The following is a 20,435-nucleotide window of genomic DNA, read 5'->3' on the forward strand; positions in this document are numbered from 1 at the left end:
ATAGATATGTATCATCATAAGTTGATGACAATACTTTCAAAATACATACAATCGGCTATAAAGCCAAGGAGGACAACATGCCATTAGTAACGACTACGGAAATGTTCAAAAAAGCTTATGAAGGCGGCTACGCAGTAGGTGCTTTTAACGTTAACAATATGGAAATCGTACAAGGTATCGTCGATGCAGCAAAAGAGGAACAATCCCCTCTTATTTTGCAAGTATCTGCAGGTGCTCGCAAATATGCTAAACATATTTATCTTGTAAAACTAGTAGAAGCAGCATTGGAAGATAGCAATTTACCAATCGCTCTTCACCTTGACCACGGTGATTCTTTTGAAATCTGTAAAGATTGCGTAGACGGCGGTTTTACATCTGTTATGATTGACGCTTCTCACCATGATTTTGAAGAAAACGTAAAAATTACAAAACAAGTTGTTGAATACGCTCATGCGCACGGTGTTGTAGTAGAAGCAGAGCTTGGTCGTTTGGCTGGCGTCGAAGATGACGTTAACGTATCCGATGCAGACGCTCGCTTCACAGATCCAGAACAAGCTGCTGAATTCGTAGCATTAACAGGGGTTGATTCCTTGGCTATCGCTATCGGTACAAGCCATGGTGCTTACAAATTCAAAGGCACACCATACCTCGACTTTGAACGTTTGGAAAAGGTTGGTAAATTATTGCCTAACTTCCCTATCGTATTGCATGGTGCTTCCTCCGTATTGCCTGAATTCGTAGCAAAATGTAACGAATTTGGTGGCAATATCCCTGGCGCACAAGGCGTACCTGAAGAAATGCTTCGCAAAGCAGCGCAAATGGCGGTTTGCAAAATCAACATCGATACAGACCTTCGCCTTGCTATGACTGCATCTGTACGCGAATACTTGGCACAAAATCCATCCGAATTTGACCCTCGCAAATATTTAGGACCTGCTCGTGACGCTATTAAAGGCATGGTAGCTCACAAAATTAAAGATGTATTAGGTTCTTCTCACAAACTATAATCTATGGCTAGTGGATTTGTAAAAGGAACCTTAATCTTAACCATTGCCGGTTTCGTAGTGAAAGCCATCGGTAGTATCAACTGGATTCTTCTCTCCCGTATCTTGGGCGGGGAAGGCATCGGGATCTACCAGATGGCCTTTCCTATCTATTTGTTACTATTACAAATTTCGAGCGCAGGTGTGCCGATTGCCATCTCTATTTTGACGGCAGAACGATTAGCATTACACGACTTTGGTGGTGCTAAACGAGTATTTAATATTTCTTTCACAATGCTGACCATTACGGGCTTTATCGCCAGCTTAGCCATGTACTTTGGCGCAGATTGGCTTATCTCTAGCGGTCTCATTGCTGAAAGCCGTGCCTACTACTCAATCATCGCACTTGCTCCGGCAGTATTCTTTGTAACGTGGATTTCCTGTTTCCGCGGCTACATCCAAGGTTATGAAATGATGACCCCAACGGCGGTCAGCCAAATCGTAGAACAACTATTGCGCGTTATCGTCATGCTCGGTGCAGCGGCCATCTTATTGCCATATGGCTTACCTGCTGCAGCTGGCGGTGCTAGCCTAGGTGCTGGCGTCGGAGGCTTTGGTGCCTTTCTCGTGCTCTTGTACTATTACTACAAATTGCCTAAGGCTAGTAGTACTGGTGAAAGCTACGATGGTCCACGCGAATCGGCCAAGGAAATTTTATCGCGACTGTTATCGTTGTCCATTCCTATTTCCTTAGCCAGCATCATGTTACCATTAACGGCCAATCTTGATTTGCTCATTGTACCACGTCGCCTATTAGACGCTAATTTCCCGATGAATGAAGTAACAGAACTGTTCGGCTATCTTACAGGTATGGCAGTGCCGCTCATCAACTTGGCTACCATTATTACAGCGGCCCTTGCTACGAGCATAGTACCAGCCATCTCTCATGCTTTTGCTAAGCGAGATTATGAAGGTATTTACGAACGCACTGCTGGTTCTATGCGCTTAACATTTATGGCAACCGTACCATTTACGGTACTATTATATGTACTTGCGGCACCAACTGTTACGTTGATTTACAACGCACCTAAGGCAGAACTGGCAACACAAATCACAGCGTTCTCTATCTTCTTCCTCGGTGTACACCAAGTTACAACAGGGATTTTACAAGGCCTTAATAAGCCACGCATTCCAGTTATCAACATGGGTATTTCCCTTATCATCAAGGTTATCCTTAACTGGACATTGACTGCCATCCCTTGGCTCGGTATCGGTGGTGCTGCCTGGGCAACCGTTGCTGATATTGGCTTTGCAGCGTTACTCAACTTGATTTACATCAAAAAATACACAGGCTACTTCCTCGATATTTCCCTTCTATGGAAAAACGTGGTCAGTGCCGGTGTCATGGGGGTACTCATCTTCTTGAGCTACCACTACTTAACAGATATTTTACCAATGTGGGCTAATTTCATACTCACAGGTATCGAAGGCTTATTACTCTACGTTATCATCATGGTTCTTTTAAAAGGGCTTAATAAAAACGATGGTGCTAGCATGCCACTCATTGGTAGATTTTTTAGATAATTACATATACGAATAGCAAGAGGACCGACTCGTTTGAGCCGGTCCTCTTTTTACTAAGCGATATATATACATCGCTTAATATAATCAATCATATAGAATCACAATACATAATAATTTATTTTTTCTTGTTCAATTCTTCTGATATGTTTCGTTCAATTAAGTACTTTGGTACTCCTAAACCAAGTTTAAATCTACCATAATCTTCTTTATTATGCTTGTAATCTACATATTGAACGATATCACGTAATTTAAAATTACTTACATGCACATCGTGAGGTTTGATCATATAGTGAGTATAAAGATGTGTATCATCAAATACAGTCATCACAAACAAAGTATCCTTTTCACCCTTAACTTCATAATAAGCACCTGGTAGAGCATCATTCCATACGGTAGCAAATTGAATGGGCTTACCTTCATTTAATTGATCTGCACCAATAAATCCAATTAGAGAATGGTACATGATATTCTGTTTCTTTGGATCGTCTCGTTTAAAAAGAGGTCTTACGGAAATAGACTCTTTAATTTTACCAGACTTAAAATATTCAACTTGGCTACCATTTTTAGTGACTTTTGTACCTAAAGATTTACTATTTTTTAAAATTCTGAACGTAAAAGGTCCTCTATGTACTTCAGAGGTATATTCTAATATATCACTAGCAGGTTTTACCGATGGCAATACAATATTCGCCAAACCATTCATAGTGGCTTTAACTAGTACATCATCACCTTTAGAGCTTATCTTTTTAACGACTCCTTTTGGAAGCATATATCCAATATGATAAGAAACCGTCGGCTGTTTTGGCATAGTAAAATTGATTGTTCCTTCTACCAAATCATTCTTATATACGATTGAATCCCATGTAGCCTTTTCAACGGTTGGATATGTAAAAGTATTAGCACCTAACACCTTTTCACTAATTTTTTTATTACCTGCTATGGGATTATATCTTTTATAAAACACTTCTTTCATAGCATCAGAATTTAACTTACTATATGGTATATTCGTATCTTCCCAGTTATCACCCTTAGGCTGTGGCCTTAACTCGTAATACCACTCCCCATTATAGGTCATTACTCCACCTGCACTGATTAATTCTTTATGCTTCCCCATACCTCCCTTAGCCTGAGCTACAATGCTTGGTTGAGGTATAGTAAATTTTATATTCGCTCCGTTTTCTTTTAAGATAAACACAGTACTAGAGTATCTAACACCATGATTTAATTCTCTTGTATGATATATATCCATTGGTGTTTTCGACATATCATAATTAGGAATCGATGTATTATCTCTTGTAACCTTTTCTACAATTCTTTGATCCATTTGTCTAGATTGTGAGGTATTCTTTCGATAATTTTGATATTCATCACCAGGTATAGATGCATCGGCGCCAGGAATATTTACATCTATCGCATAGGACTGCCCCATGCCAAACGTTAATCCAAGTAAACCTAATGCTATTACACGTTTCCAGTTCATACATTCTCTCCTCAATTTATATTCTACATTCTAAGACTCATTATACCTAATTATTAATTTTTTATCAATTTTCTATAAATTCATTTTAGAATTATCCAGTATTATCTATATTTACATAAACGCAATTCCTACTTGCATAATATGTTATAGTATATTATAGGAAAATGAATTATAATTATACTGTACTTGATGTACAGTATTTTACACATTGAGGTGATAGTATGAAAAAACCATTAATCGGAATCTCCGGCAATACGCTACGCGATACCAGCGGCGCTTATGTCGATTTAATCCGTTCTTATGTGAATCAGGATTATGTCCGCTCCATCGAAGAAGCGGGCGGCATTCCTATTATTATTCCTTTTACAGAAAATTTAGAGCAAGCAAAGGAAACCATCGATATCGTTGATGGCCTACTCCTTACAGGTGGTCATGATGTGTATCCGCTCAATTATGGCGAAGAACCATTGCGAGGCATCGGTGATGTATTCCCTGAGCGCGATCAATTTGATTTCGCGTTGCTTGCAGCAGCAGAAGCACGAAATATTCCTGTATTCGCCATCTGCCGCGGTTGCCAAATCGTGAATGTTTATCGTGGTGGTTCCTTGTACCAAGATTTGCCATATGATGAAAATTGCACGATTAAGCACAGCCAAAATCAAACGCCATCATTACCTACGCATACAGTAGAGATTGAACCAGATTCTAAACTTGCTAAAATCATTGGCACTACGACGTGGATTACAAATTCACATCATCATCAAACGTGTCGTAATATTGGTAAAAGCCTAGTTGTTACAGGACGTGCCAAGGACGGTACAGTCGAGGCATTAGAAGATACGAATCGTCCATGGTTCGTAGCGACTCAATTCCATCCAGAAATGATGCATGTGAAAGATGTACATGCAAAAACATTATTTAAAGCCTTCGTAGATGCGACTAAGGAGGTCAACTAATGGATAAGAAAGGTAAATTTGGATTTTGGAGTATTGTACTCCTTGGAATCAATGGTATCGTTGGTACTGGGATTTTCTTGTTACCTAATAAGGCCTATGCCATTATTGGGTCAGCTAGTTTAGGGGTCCTTTTATTTGATGCGGTCATTGCAGGATGTATTGCCTTGTGCTTTGCAGAGGCGGCTAGCCTTTTCACACGTAATGGTGGTCCCTATCTATATGCCAAACATGCATTAGGCGACTTTTGGGGATTTGAGGTAGGCGTCCTTAAATGGATTGTAACCGTTATTGCTTGGGCCGCCATGGCCGTTGGCTTTGCCACGGCGCTAGGCGCTGCAGTCCCTGCCTTAAGTGGCGATTTAGCAAAGGATGTCATTTCCTTCATATTAATCGTAGGCTTAACAATCGTAAACATATTTGGTGTTAACGTATCTAAATTTGTTAATAACTTAATTACAATCTCTAAGTTAGTCCCTCTCACCCTATTTATCGCTATTGGTATATTCTTTATTAACGGCGCTAACTTTACACCTGTATTTCCACACGATACCTATGTAGATGGATCCTTTGCGCAAGCAGCCGTTCTTCTCTTCTTTGCCTATACAGGGTTTGAGGTTATCGCTATTGCCGCAGAGGATATGAAGAATCCTAAAAAGAATTTACCGCGTGCCATTATCATGTGTATGCTACTCGTATCAATCCTATATATGGCCATACTTGCCGTATCTATTGGTGTTTTAGGATCTGACCTTGCTAACACAAAAGCACCGGTACAAGATGCTTTCAACGTAATCCTAGGCCCAATTGGCATGTATATTGTATTAGCAGGCACATTAATTTCCATGGGCGGCATTAACTTTGCCGAAGCCTATTACGCCCCTCGTATCGCAACATCCATGGCCGAAGATGGCATGCTACCAAGTGCCTTAGCTAAACGCAATCGCTACAATGCACCATATGTAGCAGCGATTGTCACCGCTATTGCCAGCGTACTACTCGCCTGGTCTGGTTCATTTACAACTCTTGCTGCTATTAGTGCGGTATCCCGTTTTACACAATACTTACCAACATGTTTAGCAGTCATCATATTCCGTCGTAAATGGGCAAATAAAGAACGGTCTTACACAATCCCTGGTGGTTACACCGTTCCAATCATCGCCATTGCTACATCCCTTTGGATGCTAGGCCAAGCCCAAACAAACCAATTACTTTGGGGTCTAGGTGGCTGTATCGTCATTCTTCCGCTCTACATTTGGTACTGGCGCAAGAAAAAAGCTGGTATAATCAAAGAAAAAGAAGATATCTAATTACATTTTTGTACACAAAAGAGGCAGGAGCTCGGTCCTGCCTCTTTAAAATTAGAACAGGCCTGTTCTATTTCTGAACATACCTATATAAGGTCTCCGTAAAATTAGAACAGGACTGTTCTATCTCTAAACACACCTATACAAGGTCTCCCCAAAATTAGTACAGGCCTGTTCTATTTCTCAACATACCTGTATAGGGGCTCCATAAAATTAGTACAGGCCTGTTCTAATTTTTATGGACATGTATGATGTACCGATCAATAATCCGTAAAAGGTTCTTCTTCTACAGGTTCGGTCAAATCTTCTTCGATATAACCGTATTCATCAATGGATTCTTCTTCGTCGCGCGTATCAATGTATATACTGATTACGGCCAAACCACCTTGTTCGTTAAGGCTCACGATAAGGCTCATAGGGCCATAGACTAAAATAAGATTATCGTCTTCATCACGGATGATATGTGGTACGGCAGCAAAGTGTTGATTCATAAGTTGATCAAAGTAGTCCTCTACATCGAGGCCATTTTCTAGTGTAATAGATTCTGCATCGCCTTTTTGGAACACTACCTTGGTATCTTCATCAATGAATTGGTAAAAATCATCGATATCAAAATTATCAGTTTCAAGCCAAATGCTAAGGGCCGCAATCCAGTCTTTCACAGTGTGCGGCACAATTGGGAAACGATATGGTGTTTCATCTAAGGATAAACGAAGATCATCGTATTCAAACTCATAATTTTCTTGGCTAGAAACGATACGGTCAATACGGCCATCTTCATTGATATCAACAAACAACATATACGCATATTGGTCGCCTTCTTCATAAGCAACGGTCAAACCGTGACGGCCCTCATGAAATAAGGCGCCTTCTTCGTATACCTCTGTAATATGCATAACACGACAGATAACAGGTACATGGTCAGATTGGATAGAATCAACCATGGCCGTTAAAAATTCTAAGCTTTCACGTTTATTACGAGCAATGATACCACGACCCGTAGAAACATATTCGCAATCATCGTCGAGCATGGCTTCAACACCATGAAGATTTGCGGATTCTAACGTGGCTTTCATCAATAATAAAGATTGTATTTCAGTCATACTAATCCTCCAAATATTTTCAACTAGTATACTAATTGTATCATAGACTAATTTAAAATTCTCGGTTCATGTCATATAATGGAATAAGATTATACAGATTTTGGAGGTCCCCATGAAATATACAACTATCGTATTCGATTGTGACGGCACATTGCTAGATACGTTAACAGATTTACGCAATGCGGTGAATTATGTATTGCGCGCTCATGATTTGCCAGAACGGTCGGTTCCTGAGGTGAAAGTAGCCCTTGGCAACGGCGTAGCTCATTTGATGCATCAATCACTGCCAGATTCCATTTCGGAGGCTGAATTCAACACCTATCTCGACGAATTTAAAGCATACTACGGCGAACATTTACAGGATTACACAGCCCCATATCCTGGCATGCTTGACGTATTAGATACATTACGTGCCAAAGGATATAAACTCGCCATTGTTTCTAATAAAATTCAAGAAGGTATTACTCCATTAAATAAGGAATACTTTGGTGATCGTTTACCGGTAGCTATTGGCGAACGCCCTGGATTACAGCGTAAACCAGCACCAGATATGGTACTACAAGCATTAAAAGAATTAGATTCCACACAAAGTGAATCTATCTACATCGGTGATTCTGAAGTCGATGTAGCTACTGCAAAAAACTCTGGCCTACTATGCATCGGCGTTACATGGGGCTTTAGAGACGAACAATTACATAAAGATTTAGGCGTCAAACACATTGCTCGAAAGTCAGAAGATATCGTAACGATTATCGAAGCGCTTAATGCATAAGATATCATAATGATTATCGAATAGTTTAATGCATAAAAAACGACTAGCACCATATACGTATGTATATAATGCTAGTCGTTTTATATTGTATAGATTTACATTCCTATACCAAATATCGTTAATATTTCCATAATAACTGGTATAACGAATACGAATAATACGGAGCTAATGGTTACGAGTCCTGTGGCAAATGGTAAATCAGAACCTGCTTCATTCGCTACGATTGGCAATACGGCGATTACCGGTCCTGCGGATTGAACGATGAATGTGACGACCGCAACGGAATCTAATGTAATGCCCATGAGGTATTTGGTAGCATAGATAACGCAGAACATAATAAATGGGGCTACGGCAAAACGGCCAATGATACCACCGATGGAATCCTTATTTAAACGCATGCTTTTAAGGCCCGCATCATGTAATACGATACCAATATATAGCAAGGATAATGGTGTTACCATATTCCCTATATAGTTTAACGTATTATGTAATACCGTAGGCAATGGAATCTGAGCATACAAAAATACCAGTGCCAAGAAAAATCCTAGTAAAGGAGGCGGCAACAATTTTTTCCAAGAAAACTTGCGTACCAAGGTGCGGAAGCTTTCACCATGGCTAGCACCATTCGTAGGCAACGGATCAGCCTCAATAAGGAATACACCAAACATCCATACAGATATGGTATTACCAATATAATACAGCAAGAAAAACGGTAATGCATCAGGCCCAAACAATGCAATCTGTACAGGTAGTCCAATAAATAAACAATTATCGTTAACTACCATATTGATAAAAATACCGCGGCGTCCCCGTGGGACATGTACAATTTTCATCATAATAAACGCTATGATGTACGATACTACATAGGTCATCATCACGACGAGTAATCCATACCGCAAGTCCCACAAATCCGACGTTTGCACATTGTGTAGCACGGACATAAATACGCCGACCGGCAAAATGACGGACATGATGAGCCTCGATAGATTTGAGCTAAATGTATCATTAAACATGCCCCGCCCTTTTAGGAAATACCCAAGCGATATGAGCAAAACGATAGGCATGATGCTTTGTAATGAAGTAAGAAAAACCATATAACCTCCTACATACTTTATATGTAGTATATCATAAATAAAGGACTTAAATGTGGGCTTCTTAATCTTCTCTATCTTTGGTACAATCGCATCTTTGAAAACAAACAAGGTTGTATTCGCTATTATGCTATTAATCTGCTTCCTATTCTTCGGTCTTGCAACAGACCTATTCTTAGGTGGCAAAACAGGCTTCTTCGCCCTTGCAGCATGGTCTGAATTATTCATCTCCCTCTTGGGCTTCTACGGTTCTGGTGCCGTACTTGTAAACAAGGTATTTGGCAAAACTGTATTCCCTATGGGTAAAAGCATCCTATAATAGTTGGAAAACTAGATAATACAATTAAAGGTCTATATATTACTGTGCTGTAGTATATAGACCTTTTTTCATTACATATTCTATTAATAAGAAACTTTAAAATATAAGAAACTCCTCAGATAAAGGCTGTATTTTTTGATTCGTAAGCGAAACTTTATCTTTTATCTTTACAGATTCTGCTATATAACGTATTTCATCACGACTAAGCTTAGTATCTTTTAAGTTATAGGCAATCCAATTTACAAGCATCCTATTGTCATCATATGTAAGTACAACGATTAAAGAATCCCCATCCGGATTATATACATCAATTAAAGCTGATGGAATACCATCATTCCAAACAATAGCATATTGCGGATCTTTAATACCTAAATTTATACCAATAATAGTTATAAATTCTAACATTTTAGTATACTGAGCAGCCATGCTTTTATCACCAAGTTGACTACGATTCACAAACACACACTGTTCGTACCCAACTGTTTTATATACATGAATTTCATCATTATTTATGTCATATCCAATCTCCTGATGTGAACCTATAGGCATCTTATAAGTAAATCCATATAACTCTTTGCTTTCAGAATATGAATCTGTATCAGGTAAAAGCTGAATAGATGGCACTAAATAATTAGCAATCATATTTTCTACATGACGATCAGTCAATACACCTTCAGAACCGCCCCCATTATAAGTAAATGCCAACCGATAGGATTTTGACTTATTCTTAGGATTTTTAAACTGAATACCTGTCGTATATATTTCGTTATTGTCTTTAGATTGTTGCTTTTCCTTAAACCACAAAGCAGATCCTATGAATGGATTAGAGAATTTTTTAATGTCACGATGTAAATCACGATTTTTCTTATTTAATTGATTTAAATACTGTGTTGTATCTGCCATAATAGAAAAATCAATTTTCTGATTATTGATTTCTAAAGTCTGTCCATCCTGTTTCTGAGTATACATACCATGCTGGCTTGAAAATGGCATTACTAATCGCATACTATCCGTATCAGAATGTAGACGAATGATTGTACTATGTGCTAGCACGGCACGTAAACTATTCTTACTATATTGAACTTGTTTACTAATTTCATAATCTCGATAATGGTAAGATCTTAATTTCTTAGCTACATGTTCTTCCTTATCTGATAACACCTTTTCTAAACTTTCATTCGTATAATTATAATTCTTATACGCCTCTACAGGAACAGTCTTATCGGCACCAGGTATATTAATGTCTATAGCCTGAGCAGGCGTAATGATAGCTACGCTAATAGTCATAGCTAATACTATATGCTTTAACACAATGTATCCTCTCTCGAATATAATATAATCATATTATTTATAGCTAAACTGCGCATCCATAATCATTTCTCGCAGTTGCTCAATGCGAACACCGTTTGGCAATCTATCTCTATAGAACTGCAATTTATAATAGTATCTAGTTCCTTCATAATCAGTAACTAATACCATATCCGTCCTATTTTTTAATGGCCAGCCATACATAAATTCAGCAAGTAAACTGCGCACACCATCATTATTAACCTCTATTACATCATCCTTAATAGGCAATACCATCTTAACAGTCGGTTCAGGAATCGTTCTATCTTTAACAAGATTCTTAATCTCATTATCCAAGGACATACTACTATCATCAATAGATTTAGCCTTAACATGCATAAATACCCCATCAGAGGTTCTAAACACCCTACCATCAATATCTTTTGTTTCGCCCTGCGTTTCAATAGCATCCTTTAATACGCGGAATTGATATGGTCCGAAGAATTTTGTTTCTGTGAAAGTATCTAACGATTCATCACTTTGACCATTATGCACATTCGTAACACGTATCATTGGTGTTGTATCAATTGCTTGTGAAAGCACTGGTATCGCTAGCAATACCCCAAGGCTGATAGCATATATAATTCGTTTCATCTCTACGCCCTCCACGATTATCGATGATACGGATAATCCTGTTCAATATCCTCTCTATAATCATCTTTATACCGGATTTCATCAATCTCTGCTGGAGTCAACACACGACCTTCAGCATCGACATATTCACGAAATTCATTAAAATATATTCCCTCTATATCTGAAGGTTCTAATTGTAGTTCATATGATTCAATATTTCCGTATGTACGATTAATTTCGTCTAATATGCAATTCTGTTTCTCTATATCCGCATCACTATCTGTTTGATTATTCAATGATCTAGATTTTGCAATAAGTGCAATGACGATGACGGCAATGACTAAATACAACATAGGTCTCTCCTACAACACGACTACTATATTAATAATTGTAACATATTGAGGTATACAAATTAAAAAAGTCAAGTAAAAAAGGTTCCTATTAGTCACCTAGGTGACTATTAGGAACCTCTAATCTATTTACTTCTATGATTGACAGCACTATATTGAACTTGAGGCCTCTAAATGGGTCCAGCCTTTGCTAATCAACTCGAGGATTGGCGGTGATCAATATGAGTACATACAAAGTGTTATCATTAATGATTTCCTTTGGCATACTTGTAGCGACCATTATCATGGCAGCAAAATGATTGACCTCTAGATAAAATCTAGCTTTCTAATCGCGGTATGAAAAAAGGCCCGACAGAGAAGTCAGACCGTTTCTTCAATATTAAAATTCGAGAAGCGAGAGCTGGCGACCAAACCATTTATGCCTCACTTTGATATAAATTATATCATATCTAAACAGGGAAAGGAATCGAAGGATTCCTTTCCTTATTTCATTTATAAATAGTTTTAACTAAACAATCCAAACATCACCTGCATATAGATTACCAGTAGACGATAATTTTACATCAGTAATTAATCTACGTAATTGCGCTTTACTATATACACCATTATCTAGCGGGTATTGGATTGTGTTTACATACTTATGGCTCGCATCATAAGTAATAAACATCAATATACCCTGTTGATTATCTAGTTCAAGATCTAATAATAACCCTGGTATGCCATCATTCCAAACATAAGTATGGAGCTCCTTTGTTATCATTTTTGCTCCAGGGATACCAAAAAGCTCTGCTGACTTATTATCAATCTTATTTAATATACGAATCTCATCAACTGTACTAAATAATCCTTTTTCAGATTCATTATTAGGTTCAATACGAATCTGTTGATTTATATCTTTATTAATTGTAAAGCTAACACCGTCTACTCTTTCATTTGGCTTTTTATCTTTTACAGCTGTTTTAGGTACTCTAAAGGAATACGTTTTATATGTCTCAACCTTGCTATAGTCATCTAACTCTTGAAGAGAATGAATTGAAGGCAATACATAATTAGCCATTATTTTATTAATATCATTGGATGTGACTAGCTTCGTTGCACGCGGATACAGGATGACATTGTACTCTTGATTTGGATGTTTACTCAGTTCAATTTTTAAACCAATAATCTCCATCTCAACTGCCCCTCTAAGTGTTGTCTTTCTTAAAGAACTTTTACTTAAGCCATCATATTTAAATACAATATCAGTTTTTTCAGTAGTATTTGATGTTTTATTTTCAATAATACCTGCAGCAATCATTGGGGATTCTACTAAATAATGAGCATTTGAATTAGGAAAATCAGTTATAGCCTCTTTCTGTATTGCACTAAATGGAAGTGTAACTGATAGTCCACCATCATTATTATGTAAATTCACAATTGTATTACCGTCAAATTGACGACGCTTAATAGAATATAACTCATTTTTAAAAGATTCAACTTCAGCATCATTAACATCCGTACCAAACTTTTTAGGTATTCCCTCTTTTGAAATAATTGAGTCTATAATCTTTCGAGTTTCTACATCATAAGCACTCTTAATTTTCTCAGTCCTATAAATTCCTTGTTCATAAGCACCCTTAGCAATAGTTGGATCTGCACCGGGAATATTCACATCAACAGCGTAACTAGATATACTAACAGCGCTCAACACCATAACACTTAATAATAATCGTTTTAACATATACATCTCTCCATAAAATAATAATTTTAACTGTATTGTATCATAATAAGAATATATTTATGAAAATAATTACAAAACGAAAGAGGTTCCTATTAATCACCTAGGTGACTATTAGGAACCTCTAATCTATTTACTTTTATAATTGACGGCATTATATTGAACTTGAGGCCTCTAAATGGGTCCAGTCTTTGCTAATCGTGGCTTGAAAAAAGGCCCGACAGAGAAGTCAGACCGTTTCTTCAATTTCAATTACTAGAAGCGAAGTCTGGCGACCAAACCATTTATGCCTCACTTTGATATAAATTATATCATATCTAAGCACGGAAGGGAATTGAACAATTTCCTTCCGTGTTTTGTTTACAAACCTTCATGCATTCTTCGTTCATAGGTATCATCTTTAGGAAACAGATGGGCCTTCACATATTGATTCCAATAATTGCCTTTTATAATTTCCTTACCATTATATCGTATAGCAGCCCGCCCCTCATGATCAGGCGATTTACTATAAGTGGTAACAAAATATTGAATATGCCCTCGCAAGCTGATAGCAAGATATTCTGTTTCTAACTTATGCCGTATTCCAGACCACGTAGCCATAGGATTCACACCTCAACACACGAAACAAATATACACATTACTTAAAAGAATAATCCTGCTCATAGTCCTCTTAATAATCTAGTTTAGGACGAACCGCATCAACTTCATTGGGACTTAGTACATTTCATATTACTATTATTGTATCATAGTAAATCTACTTCACCCTTATAGGTATCTCCTAAGTTTGCAATCTTAGCATCTGAAATAATACTATGCAATTAGAGATTGGCGGTGAGGTTTCCATAAACTGAATCATTAGTATGATATAATATTATTCTGTATACTAAGTTATGTATTTGAAAGGAGGAAAATATAATGCAACAATCATGGAAAATTGCATTTGCCTACATAGGTGTTATTGTAGGTGCAGGACTCTCGAGTGGACAAGATCTTCTACAATATTTTATAAGTTTTGGCCAAATAGGTCTTATTGGTGTTCTATTACTAGGTCTATTAAATGCCGCATTTGGTAAAATCATGCTTTCTTTGGGGAGCTACTATCGTGCAGATAATCATGAAGAAGTTTTTACACAGATTTCCCATCCTATTATTACAAGAATACTTGATTTTGTACTAATCTCTGGTAGCTTTATTATGGGATTTGTTATGATTGCTGGCGCAGGCTCAAACTTAGAACAACAATTTGGATTCCCTTTTTGGCTTGGTGGATTAATTTGCTCACTTTTAATCATAACCGTATCATTTATGAACTTTGACAAAATAACCAGTGTTCTAGGTGTTTTTACTCCTATCATGATTGTTATGATATTCATCATTACAGGCTACTCTTTTATTGGTAAAAGTCATGATTGGACTACATTAGAGGCTATAGCCCACACAATCAAACCAGCCACAAGCAATGTATGGTTTTCTGTCATTAATTATTATTCTCTATGTGCTATGACAGCTGTTTCTATGGCCTTTATTTTAGGTGGTTCTGTTGTTCGTATTGGTATTGCAGAAAAAGGTGGCACTCGTGGTGGCCTATTAGTCGGATTAGTTGTTTTTATAGCTGCTATCTCTATTTTTGCAAATCTAGATACAGTAAAAGATGCAGATTTGCCGATTCTTGCTATTGCCAATCAAATTCATCCTTGGCTAGCATATATATATGCAATCACAGTCTTTTCACTTATTTTTAATACAGCATTCTCTCTTTTTTATTCTATTGCTAGACGTTTTGCCAACGGCAGCACAAAAAGAATGAGAATTGTTATTATTTCTGTAGTAATCATAGGATATATATGTAGTTTCTTTGGTTTTAAAGATTTGATTAGTATCCTCTACCCAATTCTCGGTTATATGGGACTATTACTCCTAATTATTCTTATTTATGGCTGGCTCCGTGATCGTAAAGATATCATTATGGAAAAACTCTTCCGAAGAAAGATGCTCCATTTATCATTAAAAAAACATAGTCCTCACAAAAATCTTTCAGAAAAAGAACGTGAACTATTCCATACATTAGGTGATATTAGTCAAGCAGATACAAAATCTCTTAAAGAAGATATTCATAATGAAGCAAAAGAAATACTTTCAAATACGGAAACAGTTCAAGAGCTAAAAGACTATGTAGAAGAGCATCTCTCAATAGACGAAGAAGTTATACATCAAAATATCAATATTCTACAAGAACAACAGGAAGAATCAAAATCAACTGAATCTTCTAAAGATAGACCTATCAAAAAGTCCAATATAAATAACAATGAAGTAAAATGAACAACGAGGAAATAATGACAGGTGTGGAATTAGAAATTATACTAAAAGCTGGAAAAATACTACTTAGCAGTGGCGCCGAAATCAGTCGTACAGAGGATACTATGAACTACATAGCACGAGCTATGAATTTTAAAGATTTAGAAGCCTACGTATCCAATAGAGGTATTTTTGCAACTGCTAAGAAAGCTGATGGAACTGAAATTACTCGTATTTGTAACGTTCCTGAAGTCGATATTAACCTCAGCAAAATTGAATCTGTTAATGCTCTCTCCCGACGTATCACACAAAAAAATATTACTATTGAGGAGATTGAAAGTGAACTTAATCAAATTGATACCATGTCAGACTATTCTTTTTTTTGGAGATTAGTAGCTTATACGTTAGGAGCTTCAGGCTTTAGCTATGCAATTGGTAGTTCTATAACAGACTCTATAATTGCCGGTATTATAGGTTTGGTATTAGGTATCTATGTATGTACCATTAAACGCATACTTAGCTCTGATGTATTGATTACCATTTTAAGTAGTATTCTAATAGCCTTATTGGGTAATCTCTTTATCCACTTTGAATTAGGCTCCAACCTATCAGTTATATTACTAGGAGCCATGATTGACATTGTTCCCGGAGTTCCTTTCGTCAATGCTATTAGAGAGTATAGCCAGAATAACTATAATACAGGAATAACCCTTATGATGGGCGCGTTACTTACCTGTATTTCAATGGCTGTAGGGGTCGCAGTAGTACAATCACTACTCTTCAACACACAAATGATTCCTCTTTATACCTCTAATTTAGATACTAATTCCTTAACCTCTATGTTTATGCGTAGTATAATGGCTGGTATTGGTACTACAGCATTTGCAATCTTATTCCGTGTAGCTAAACAACATTTTATCGATTGTACAATATTAGGATTCATCTCATGGTTCTTGTTCTTAACATTATCTTCACTACAGTCTAATGTTATGCTCTCCATATTCATCAGTGGTTTTATCATCGCCATAGCATCAAGAATATTGGCTGTTAAACGGAAATGCCCTGCTATAGTTTTCCTAATGACTAGCTTATTCCCTTTACTACCAGGGCTCAGCTTTTATCGATCCATTTATTATATGCTAATGGGACAAGAAACTATTGCCATTAGCTTCGCAAAAGAATCCTTTTTGATAGCTTTTACAATTGCTATATCTATCGTAATTGTAAAACATATAAAACCACCACGAATCCGAAAAAACACTTATAAATAATATAACCTTATAACAAGTTCATGTAAATTAAAGCATTTACAACGTAAACTCCAAATCTATTACCTGTAAAAATATGATATATGTTACGTTTATGAGGCGGTACTTTCACATAGATACGCCATCAAAACTGTATTTCCTTTGGGTAAAAGCATTCTGTAATAGTTTACTAACTATATAATTTACTTGCCCGATAAAAGAGGTTCCTATAAGTCACTACTGTGACCATTAGGAACCTCTTTTATTTATAACTATACTGTGCTAATTAGATATCACTTATTTATAACTAAACTGCGCATCCATAATCATTTGGCGCAACTGCTCAATGCGAACACCTTCAGGTAGCTTGTCTCTATAAAACTGTAAATTATAATAGTAACGAGTATCTTCATAATCAGCAACTAATACCATATCCGTCCTATTATGTAATAGCCACCCATACATAAATTCAGCTAGTAAACTACGCACGCCATCATTGTTGACCTCTATTACATCATGCTTAATAGGCAATACCATCTTTACGGTAGGTTCAGGAACCGTTCTGTCCTTGATAAGATTATAGACTAAGTAATGTAATATAACGTTTCATACACACATCTCCCATTGAACACTAATATTAACTGTATTGTAACATAATAAAAAGATATTCATGAAAATGATGATTGAGGCATGAAAAAAGGCCCGACATAGAAGTCAGACCGTTTCTTCAAATTTTTACTTTAGAAGCGAAGTCTGGCGTCGAAACCATTTATGCCTCACTTTGATATAAATTATATCATATCTAAACAGGGAAAGGAGTCTCATACGATTTCTTTTTTATTTTTAAGCATAATGAACCTAAGCAAGAAATAATATGCAAACTAATCTTCACTGTCGTCAATATAAATATGTACAGAATTTGCTGGCCCCGCTAAACTACGGCCGATTTCAATCGTCATAGGTCCATACTTTATAAAGGATCTATTATTCTTATCACGAATTATATGTGGCATAGTATAGAAAAATAAATTCATCATCTTATCAAAGTCATTTATAATTTCTTCCTTACCTAACAACAAAATAGGTTCTTGATTTTTTCTTTGAAAATGTACACAGCACTCATCAGCAAGTGAATCATAAAAAGAATGCTCATCTACATATCCAGTTTCTAACCAAATACTAATGGCTGTAAGCCAATCCAAAAAATCAACAGGCTCCTTATAAAAAATGTAATCTATAGGAGGGGAATTATTTTCAGCACGATGTTTATCAAGTCTAAAACTCGGAATATTATTACTAACAATAATTTTGTTAATAAAATTATTTGAATCTAACTCAATAAACATACCTATAGCATAATTGTCCATTTCATTGTATGCAATAGCGAGCCCTCTTTCACCTTCATAAAAAAACTCTTTTTCGTTGGTTCCCTCACTAAGTGTCATCATATGTGCATACACAGCTAAATTATCATCTCTGGTCCTTTTTGCCATTGAATTTAGAAAATCATATACTTCTATCTTTCCATTTTTTAATATATTCCTCTCAACATTAATATACTGACAATTATCTGCTAACAAATTATTAATCCCCTTAAAATCAGCATATTCTAATGCAGATTTAAATATTAATAACACATGATTTACATTCATCTAGGACACCGCTTTCAATAAAAGAAAAACTGATTATTAGCGCCTTAATTACTGAATTGGATACAATAAAATAAATCATACCACTTGCATCTCATAATAATTTCATTATATAGTAAGAATTTATTAAAATAAATCTATAAAATCCAAAATTCAGAAGGGTAGATAGGGCTTTTTTACTATAAGATAAAAATAAGGATTAGATAAACCAAACATCCTCTTGATACATATTACCAGTGTCAGATAATGTTGCATCTGTAATTAATTTTCGTAACTGCACCTTGGTATATGCACCATTATCTAAGGGATAGTGGATTGAATTTTGGTACTTAAAACTGTCATCATAAGTAATAAACATCAATATACCCTGTCGATTATCTAATTCAAGATCTAGTAATAAACCTGGCATACCATCATTCCAAACAAAGGAATGGCTACCTTTGGTAATCTTTGGGGATCCAGGAAATCCAAAGAACTCAGCAGTCTTATTATCTAGTTTATGTAACAGATCAATTTCGTCAAATGAACTAAATATACCCTTTTCCAAATTATTCGCAGGGTCAATCAAAATTTGTTGCCTTATATCTTTATCAACTGTGAAAGTCACACCATCTATTTTAACATTAGGGTTATTTTCTTTAACGGCTGTTTTAGGAACTCTAAAAGAATATTTCTTATAGTTTTCTACTCGGCTATAGTCATCTAAATCTTGAAGAGAATGAATTGAAGGCAATACATAATTAGCCATTATTTTATTAATATCATTTGATGTGACACTCTCCGTTACACGAGGATACAGAATAACATTATATGCTTGCTTAGGATGCTTACTCAACTCAAAATTTAAAGCAATAATGTCCATATCTACAGCACCAGTAAGAGTTATTTTTCTCCAGTAACTTTTACTAAGACCATCATATTTAAAAACCATATCTGTTTTATCAGGAGAATATGGCATTTTATTTTCAATAATAGCAGTAACAATCATTGGGGACTGAAATAAATAACCAGCCGCTGCATCTGGAAAATCACTTAATGCCTCTTTTTGTACTACACTAAATGGTAATGTTACTGATAGGCCGCCCTTTTTATTATGTAAATTCACTACTGTGTTACCATCATACTTACGGCGCTCAATAGTATAAATCTCATTCTTTAAGGCTTCTACTGCATCGTCATCTACAACAACACCAAACTCTTGATTAAAGCGCTCTTTAGAATAAGCGGAAAATGAATCTGCCTTCTTTTTTAATCTCTCATCATATGTAGACTCAATTTTATCAGTCGTATATACCGCTTGTACATATGCATCACGCGAAATACTTGGATCCGCACCAGGAAGTTTCACATCAACAGCATAACTAGAACCACTAATAGCGCTCAATACAATAGCACTTAATAATAATCGTTTTAACATATACATCTCTCCACAAAATAGTAATTTTAACAGTATTGTAACATAATAAAAAGATATTGATAAAATTAATTACAAAACGAAAGAGGTTCCTATTGGTCACCTAGGTGACTATTAGGAACCTCTAATCTATTTACTTTTATTATTTACAACATTATATTGAACTTGAGGCCTCTAAATGGGTCCAGCCTTTGCTATTCGTGGCATGAAAAAAGGCCCGACATTGAGAGTCAGACCGTTTCTTCAATTTT

General features: G+C 36.3%; 18 protein-coding genes and 2 pseudogenes. 9 read left to right on the forward strand and 11 right to left on the reverse strand.

Annotated features, from left to right (window positions below):
• Positions 1–77 precede the first annotated feature (77 nt).
• Together fba and HMPREF1504_RS05980 are read left to right on the forward strand one after the other, a co-directional pair.
• Positions 78–1,007 (forward strand): class II fructose-1,6-bisphosphate aldolase, encoded by a 930-nt coding sequence (fba, locus tag HMPREF1504_RS05975; RefSeq protein WP_005376256.1) that lies wholly within the window; start codon positions 78–80, stop codon positions 1,005–1,007.
• Positions 1,008–1,010: 3 nt separating this feature from the next.
• Positions 1,011–2,567: a polysaccharide biosynthesis protein gene (locus HMPREF1504_RS05980; RefSeq protein ID WP_038124327.1), complete on the forward strand. Its 1,557-nt coding sequence runs from the start codon at positions 1,011–1,013 to the stop codon at positions 2,565–2,567.
• A gap of 115 nt (positions 2,568–2,682) precedes the next feature.
• Here the strand turns inward: HMPREF1504_RS05980 and HMPREF1504_RS05985 are convergent, their stop codons facing one another.
• Entirely contained in the window at positions 2,683–4,047 is a 1,365-nt protein-coding gene (locus tag HMPREF1504_RS05985; RefSeq protein ID WP_038124329.1) for a hypothetical protein, read from the reverse strand.
• Positions 4,048–4,268: 221 nt separating this feature from the next.
• Between HMPREF1504_RS05985 and HMPREF1504_RS05990 the strand changes: the two genes are divergently transcribed.
• Together HMPREF1504_RS05990 and HMPREF1504_RS05995 are read left to right on the forward strand one after the other, a co-directional pair.
• Positions 4,269–5,003 (forward strand): gamma-glutamyl-gamma-aminobutyrate hydrolase family protein, encoded by a 735-nt coding sequence (locus HMPREF1504_RS05990; protein WP_038124331.1) that lies wholly within the window; start codon positions 4,269–4,271, stop codon positions 5,001–5,003.
• Positions 5,003–6,310 (forward strand): APC family permease, encoded by a 1,308-nt coding sequence (locus tag HMPREF1504_RS05995; RefSeq protein WP_038124334.1) that lies wholly within the window; start codon positions 5,003–5,005, stop codon positions 6,308–6,310. The genes HMPREF1504_RS05990 and HMPREF1504_RS05995 overlap by 1 nt, the downstream gene beginning before the upstream one ends.
• 257 nt (positions 6,311–6,567) lie before the next feature.
• Here HMPREF1504_RS05995 and HMPREF1504_RS06000 read toward each other — a convergent pair whose 3' ends face one another.
• The gene (locus tag HMPREF1504_RS06000; protein WP_038124337.1) at positions 6,568–7,410 is read right to left on the reverse strand and encodes a hypothetical protein; all 843 of its coding nucleotides are present in this window, start codon (positions 7,408–7,410) and stop codon (positions 6,568–6,570) included.
• A gap of 112 nt (positions 7,411–7,522) precedes the next feature.
• On the opposite strand from HMPREF1504_RS06000, the gene HMPREF1504_RS06005 reads away from it, so the two are divergent.
• Positions 7,523–8,182, forward strand: a complete 660-nt coding sequence (locus HMPREF1504_RS06005) for an HAD family hydrolase (RefSeq protein WP_005380001.1) — start codon at positions 7,523–7,525, stop codon at positions 8,180–8,182.
• Positions 8,183–8,277: 95 nt separating this feature from the next.
• Here the strand turns inward: HMPREF1504_RS06005 and HMPREF1504_RS06010 are convergent, their stop codons facing one another.
• Positions 8,278–9,276, reverse strand: a complete 999-nt coding sequence (locus HMPREF1504_RS06010) for an AEC family transporter (RefSeq protein WP_038124339.1) — start codon at positions 9,274–9,276, stop codon at positions 8,278–8,280.
• A 52-nt stretch (positions 9,277–9,328) separates the two neighbouring features.
• Here HMPREF1504_RS06010 and HMPREF1504_RS06015 point away from each other — a divergent pair, with 52 nt between their 5' ends.
• The gene (locus HMPREF1504_RS06015) at positions 9,329–9,592 is read left to right on the forward strand and encodes a hypothetical protein (RefSeq protein WP_072137529.1); all 264 of its coding nucleotides are present in this window, start codon (positions 9,329–9,331) and stop codon (positions 9,590–9,592) included.
• Between the two features lie 96 nt (positions 9,593–9,688).
• Here the strand turns inward: HMPREF1504_RS06015 and HMPREF1504_RS06020 are convergent, their stop codons facing one another.
• Genes HMPREF1504_RS06020 through HMPREF1504_RS06030 form a run of 3 tightly spaced genes read right to left on the reverse strand, consistent with a single transcriptional unit; the run spans position 9,689 to position 11,865 of the window.
• Positions 9,689–10,903: a hypothetical protein gene (locus HMPREF1504_RS06020; RefSeq protein WP_038124342.1), complete on the reverse strand. Its 1,215-nt coding sequence runs from the start codon at positions 10,901–10,903 to the stop codon at positions 9,689–9,691.
• A 33-nt stretch (positions 10,904–10,936) separates the two neighbouring features.
• Positions 10,937–11,533, reverse strand: coding sequence for a hypothetical protein (locus HMPREF1504_RS06025; RefSeq protein WP_005376238.1), 597 nt, complete (start codon positions 11,531–11,533; stop codon positions 10,937–10,939).
• A gap of 17 nt (positions 11,534–11,550) precedes the next feature.
• Complete coding sequence (locus HMPREF1504_RS06030) at positions 11,551–11,865, reverse strand: hypothetical protein (protein WP_005376025.1); 315 nt, start codon at positions 11,863–11,865, stop codon at positions 11,551–11,553.
• 245 nt (positions 11,866–12,110) lie between these two features.
• On the opposite strand from HMPREF1504_RS06030, the gene HMPREF1504_RS10655 reads away from it, so the two are divergent.
• Complete coding sequence (locus HMPREF1504_RS10655; protein WP_353511575.1) at positions 12,111–12,161, forward strand: hypothetical protein; 51 nt, start codon at positions 12,111–12,113, stop codon at positions 12,159–12,161.
• A 209-nt stretch (positions 12,162–12,370) separates the two neighbouring features.
• Here the strand turns inward: HMPREF1504_RS10655 and HMPREF1504_RS06035 are convergent, their stop codons facing one another.
• On the reverse strand, positions 12,371–13,582 hold the full coding sequence (locus HMPREF1504_RS06035) for a hypothetical protein (RefSeq protein WP_038124346.1): 1,212 nt from the start codon (positions 13,580–13,582) through the stop codon (positions 12,371–12,373).
• Between the two features lie 366 nt (positions 13,583–13,948).
• Positions 13,949–14,179: pseudogene (locus tag HMPREF1504_RS06040) on the reverse strand (hypothetical protein); the annotation flags it as partial.
• A gap of 315 nt (positions 14,180–14,494) precedes the next feature.
• Between HMPREF1504_RS06040 and HMPREF1504_RS06045 the strand changes: the two are divergent.
• Both HMPREF1504_RS06045 and HMPREF1504_RS06050 read left to right on the forward strand, forming a co-directional pair.
• Complete coding sequence (locus HMPREF1504_RS06045) at positions 14,495–15,898, forward strand: membrane protein (protein WP_009661113.1); 1,404 nt, start codon at positions 14,495–14,497, stop codon at positions 15,896–15,898.
• 14 nt (positions 15,899–15,912) lie between these two features.
• The gene (locus tag HMPREF1504_RS06050; protein WP_051411680.1) at positions 15,913–17,145 is read left to right on the forward strand and encodes a threonine/serine exporter ThrE family protein; all 1,233 of its coding nucleotides are present in this window, start codon (positions 15,913–15,915) and stop codon (positions 17,143–17,145) included.
• A gap of 273 nt (positions 17,146–17,418) precedes the next feature.
• Here HMPREF1504_RS06050 and HMPREF1504_RS06055 read toward each other — a convergent pair.
• The 3 genes and pseudogenes from HMPREF1504_RS06055 to HMPREF1504_RS06065 form a co-directional block, all read right to left on the reverse strand.
• A pseudogene (locus HMPREF1504_RS06055) lies at positions 17,419–17,706 on the reverse strand (hypothetical protein); the annotation flags it as partial.
• Between the two features lie 296 nt (positions 17,707–18,002).
• Positions 18,003–18,773 (reverse strand): hypothetical protein, encoded by a 771-nt coding sequence (locus HMPREF1504_RS06060; protein WP_005376188.1) that lies wholly within the window; start codon positions 18,771–18,773, stop codon positions 18,003–18,005.
• Positions 18,774–18,969: 196 nt separating this feature from the next.
• Positions 18,970–20,187 (reverse strand): hypothetical protein, encoded by a 1,218-nt coding sequence (locus HMPREF1504_RS06065; RefSeq protein WP_005376304.1) that lies wholly within the window; start codon positions 20,185–20,187, stop codon positions 18,970–18,972.
• Between the last annotated feature and the right edge of the window lie 248 nt (positions 20,188–20,435).

This window comes from Veillonella sp. ICM51a (assembly GCF_000524355.1).
GTDB classification, from domain to species: Bacteria; Bacillota; Negativicutes; order Veillonellales; family Veillonellaceae; genus Veillonella; species Veillonella atypica.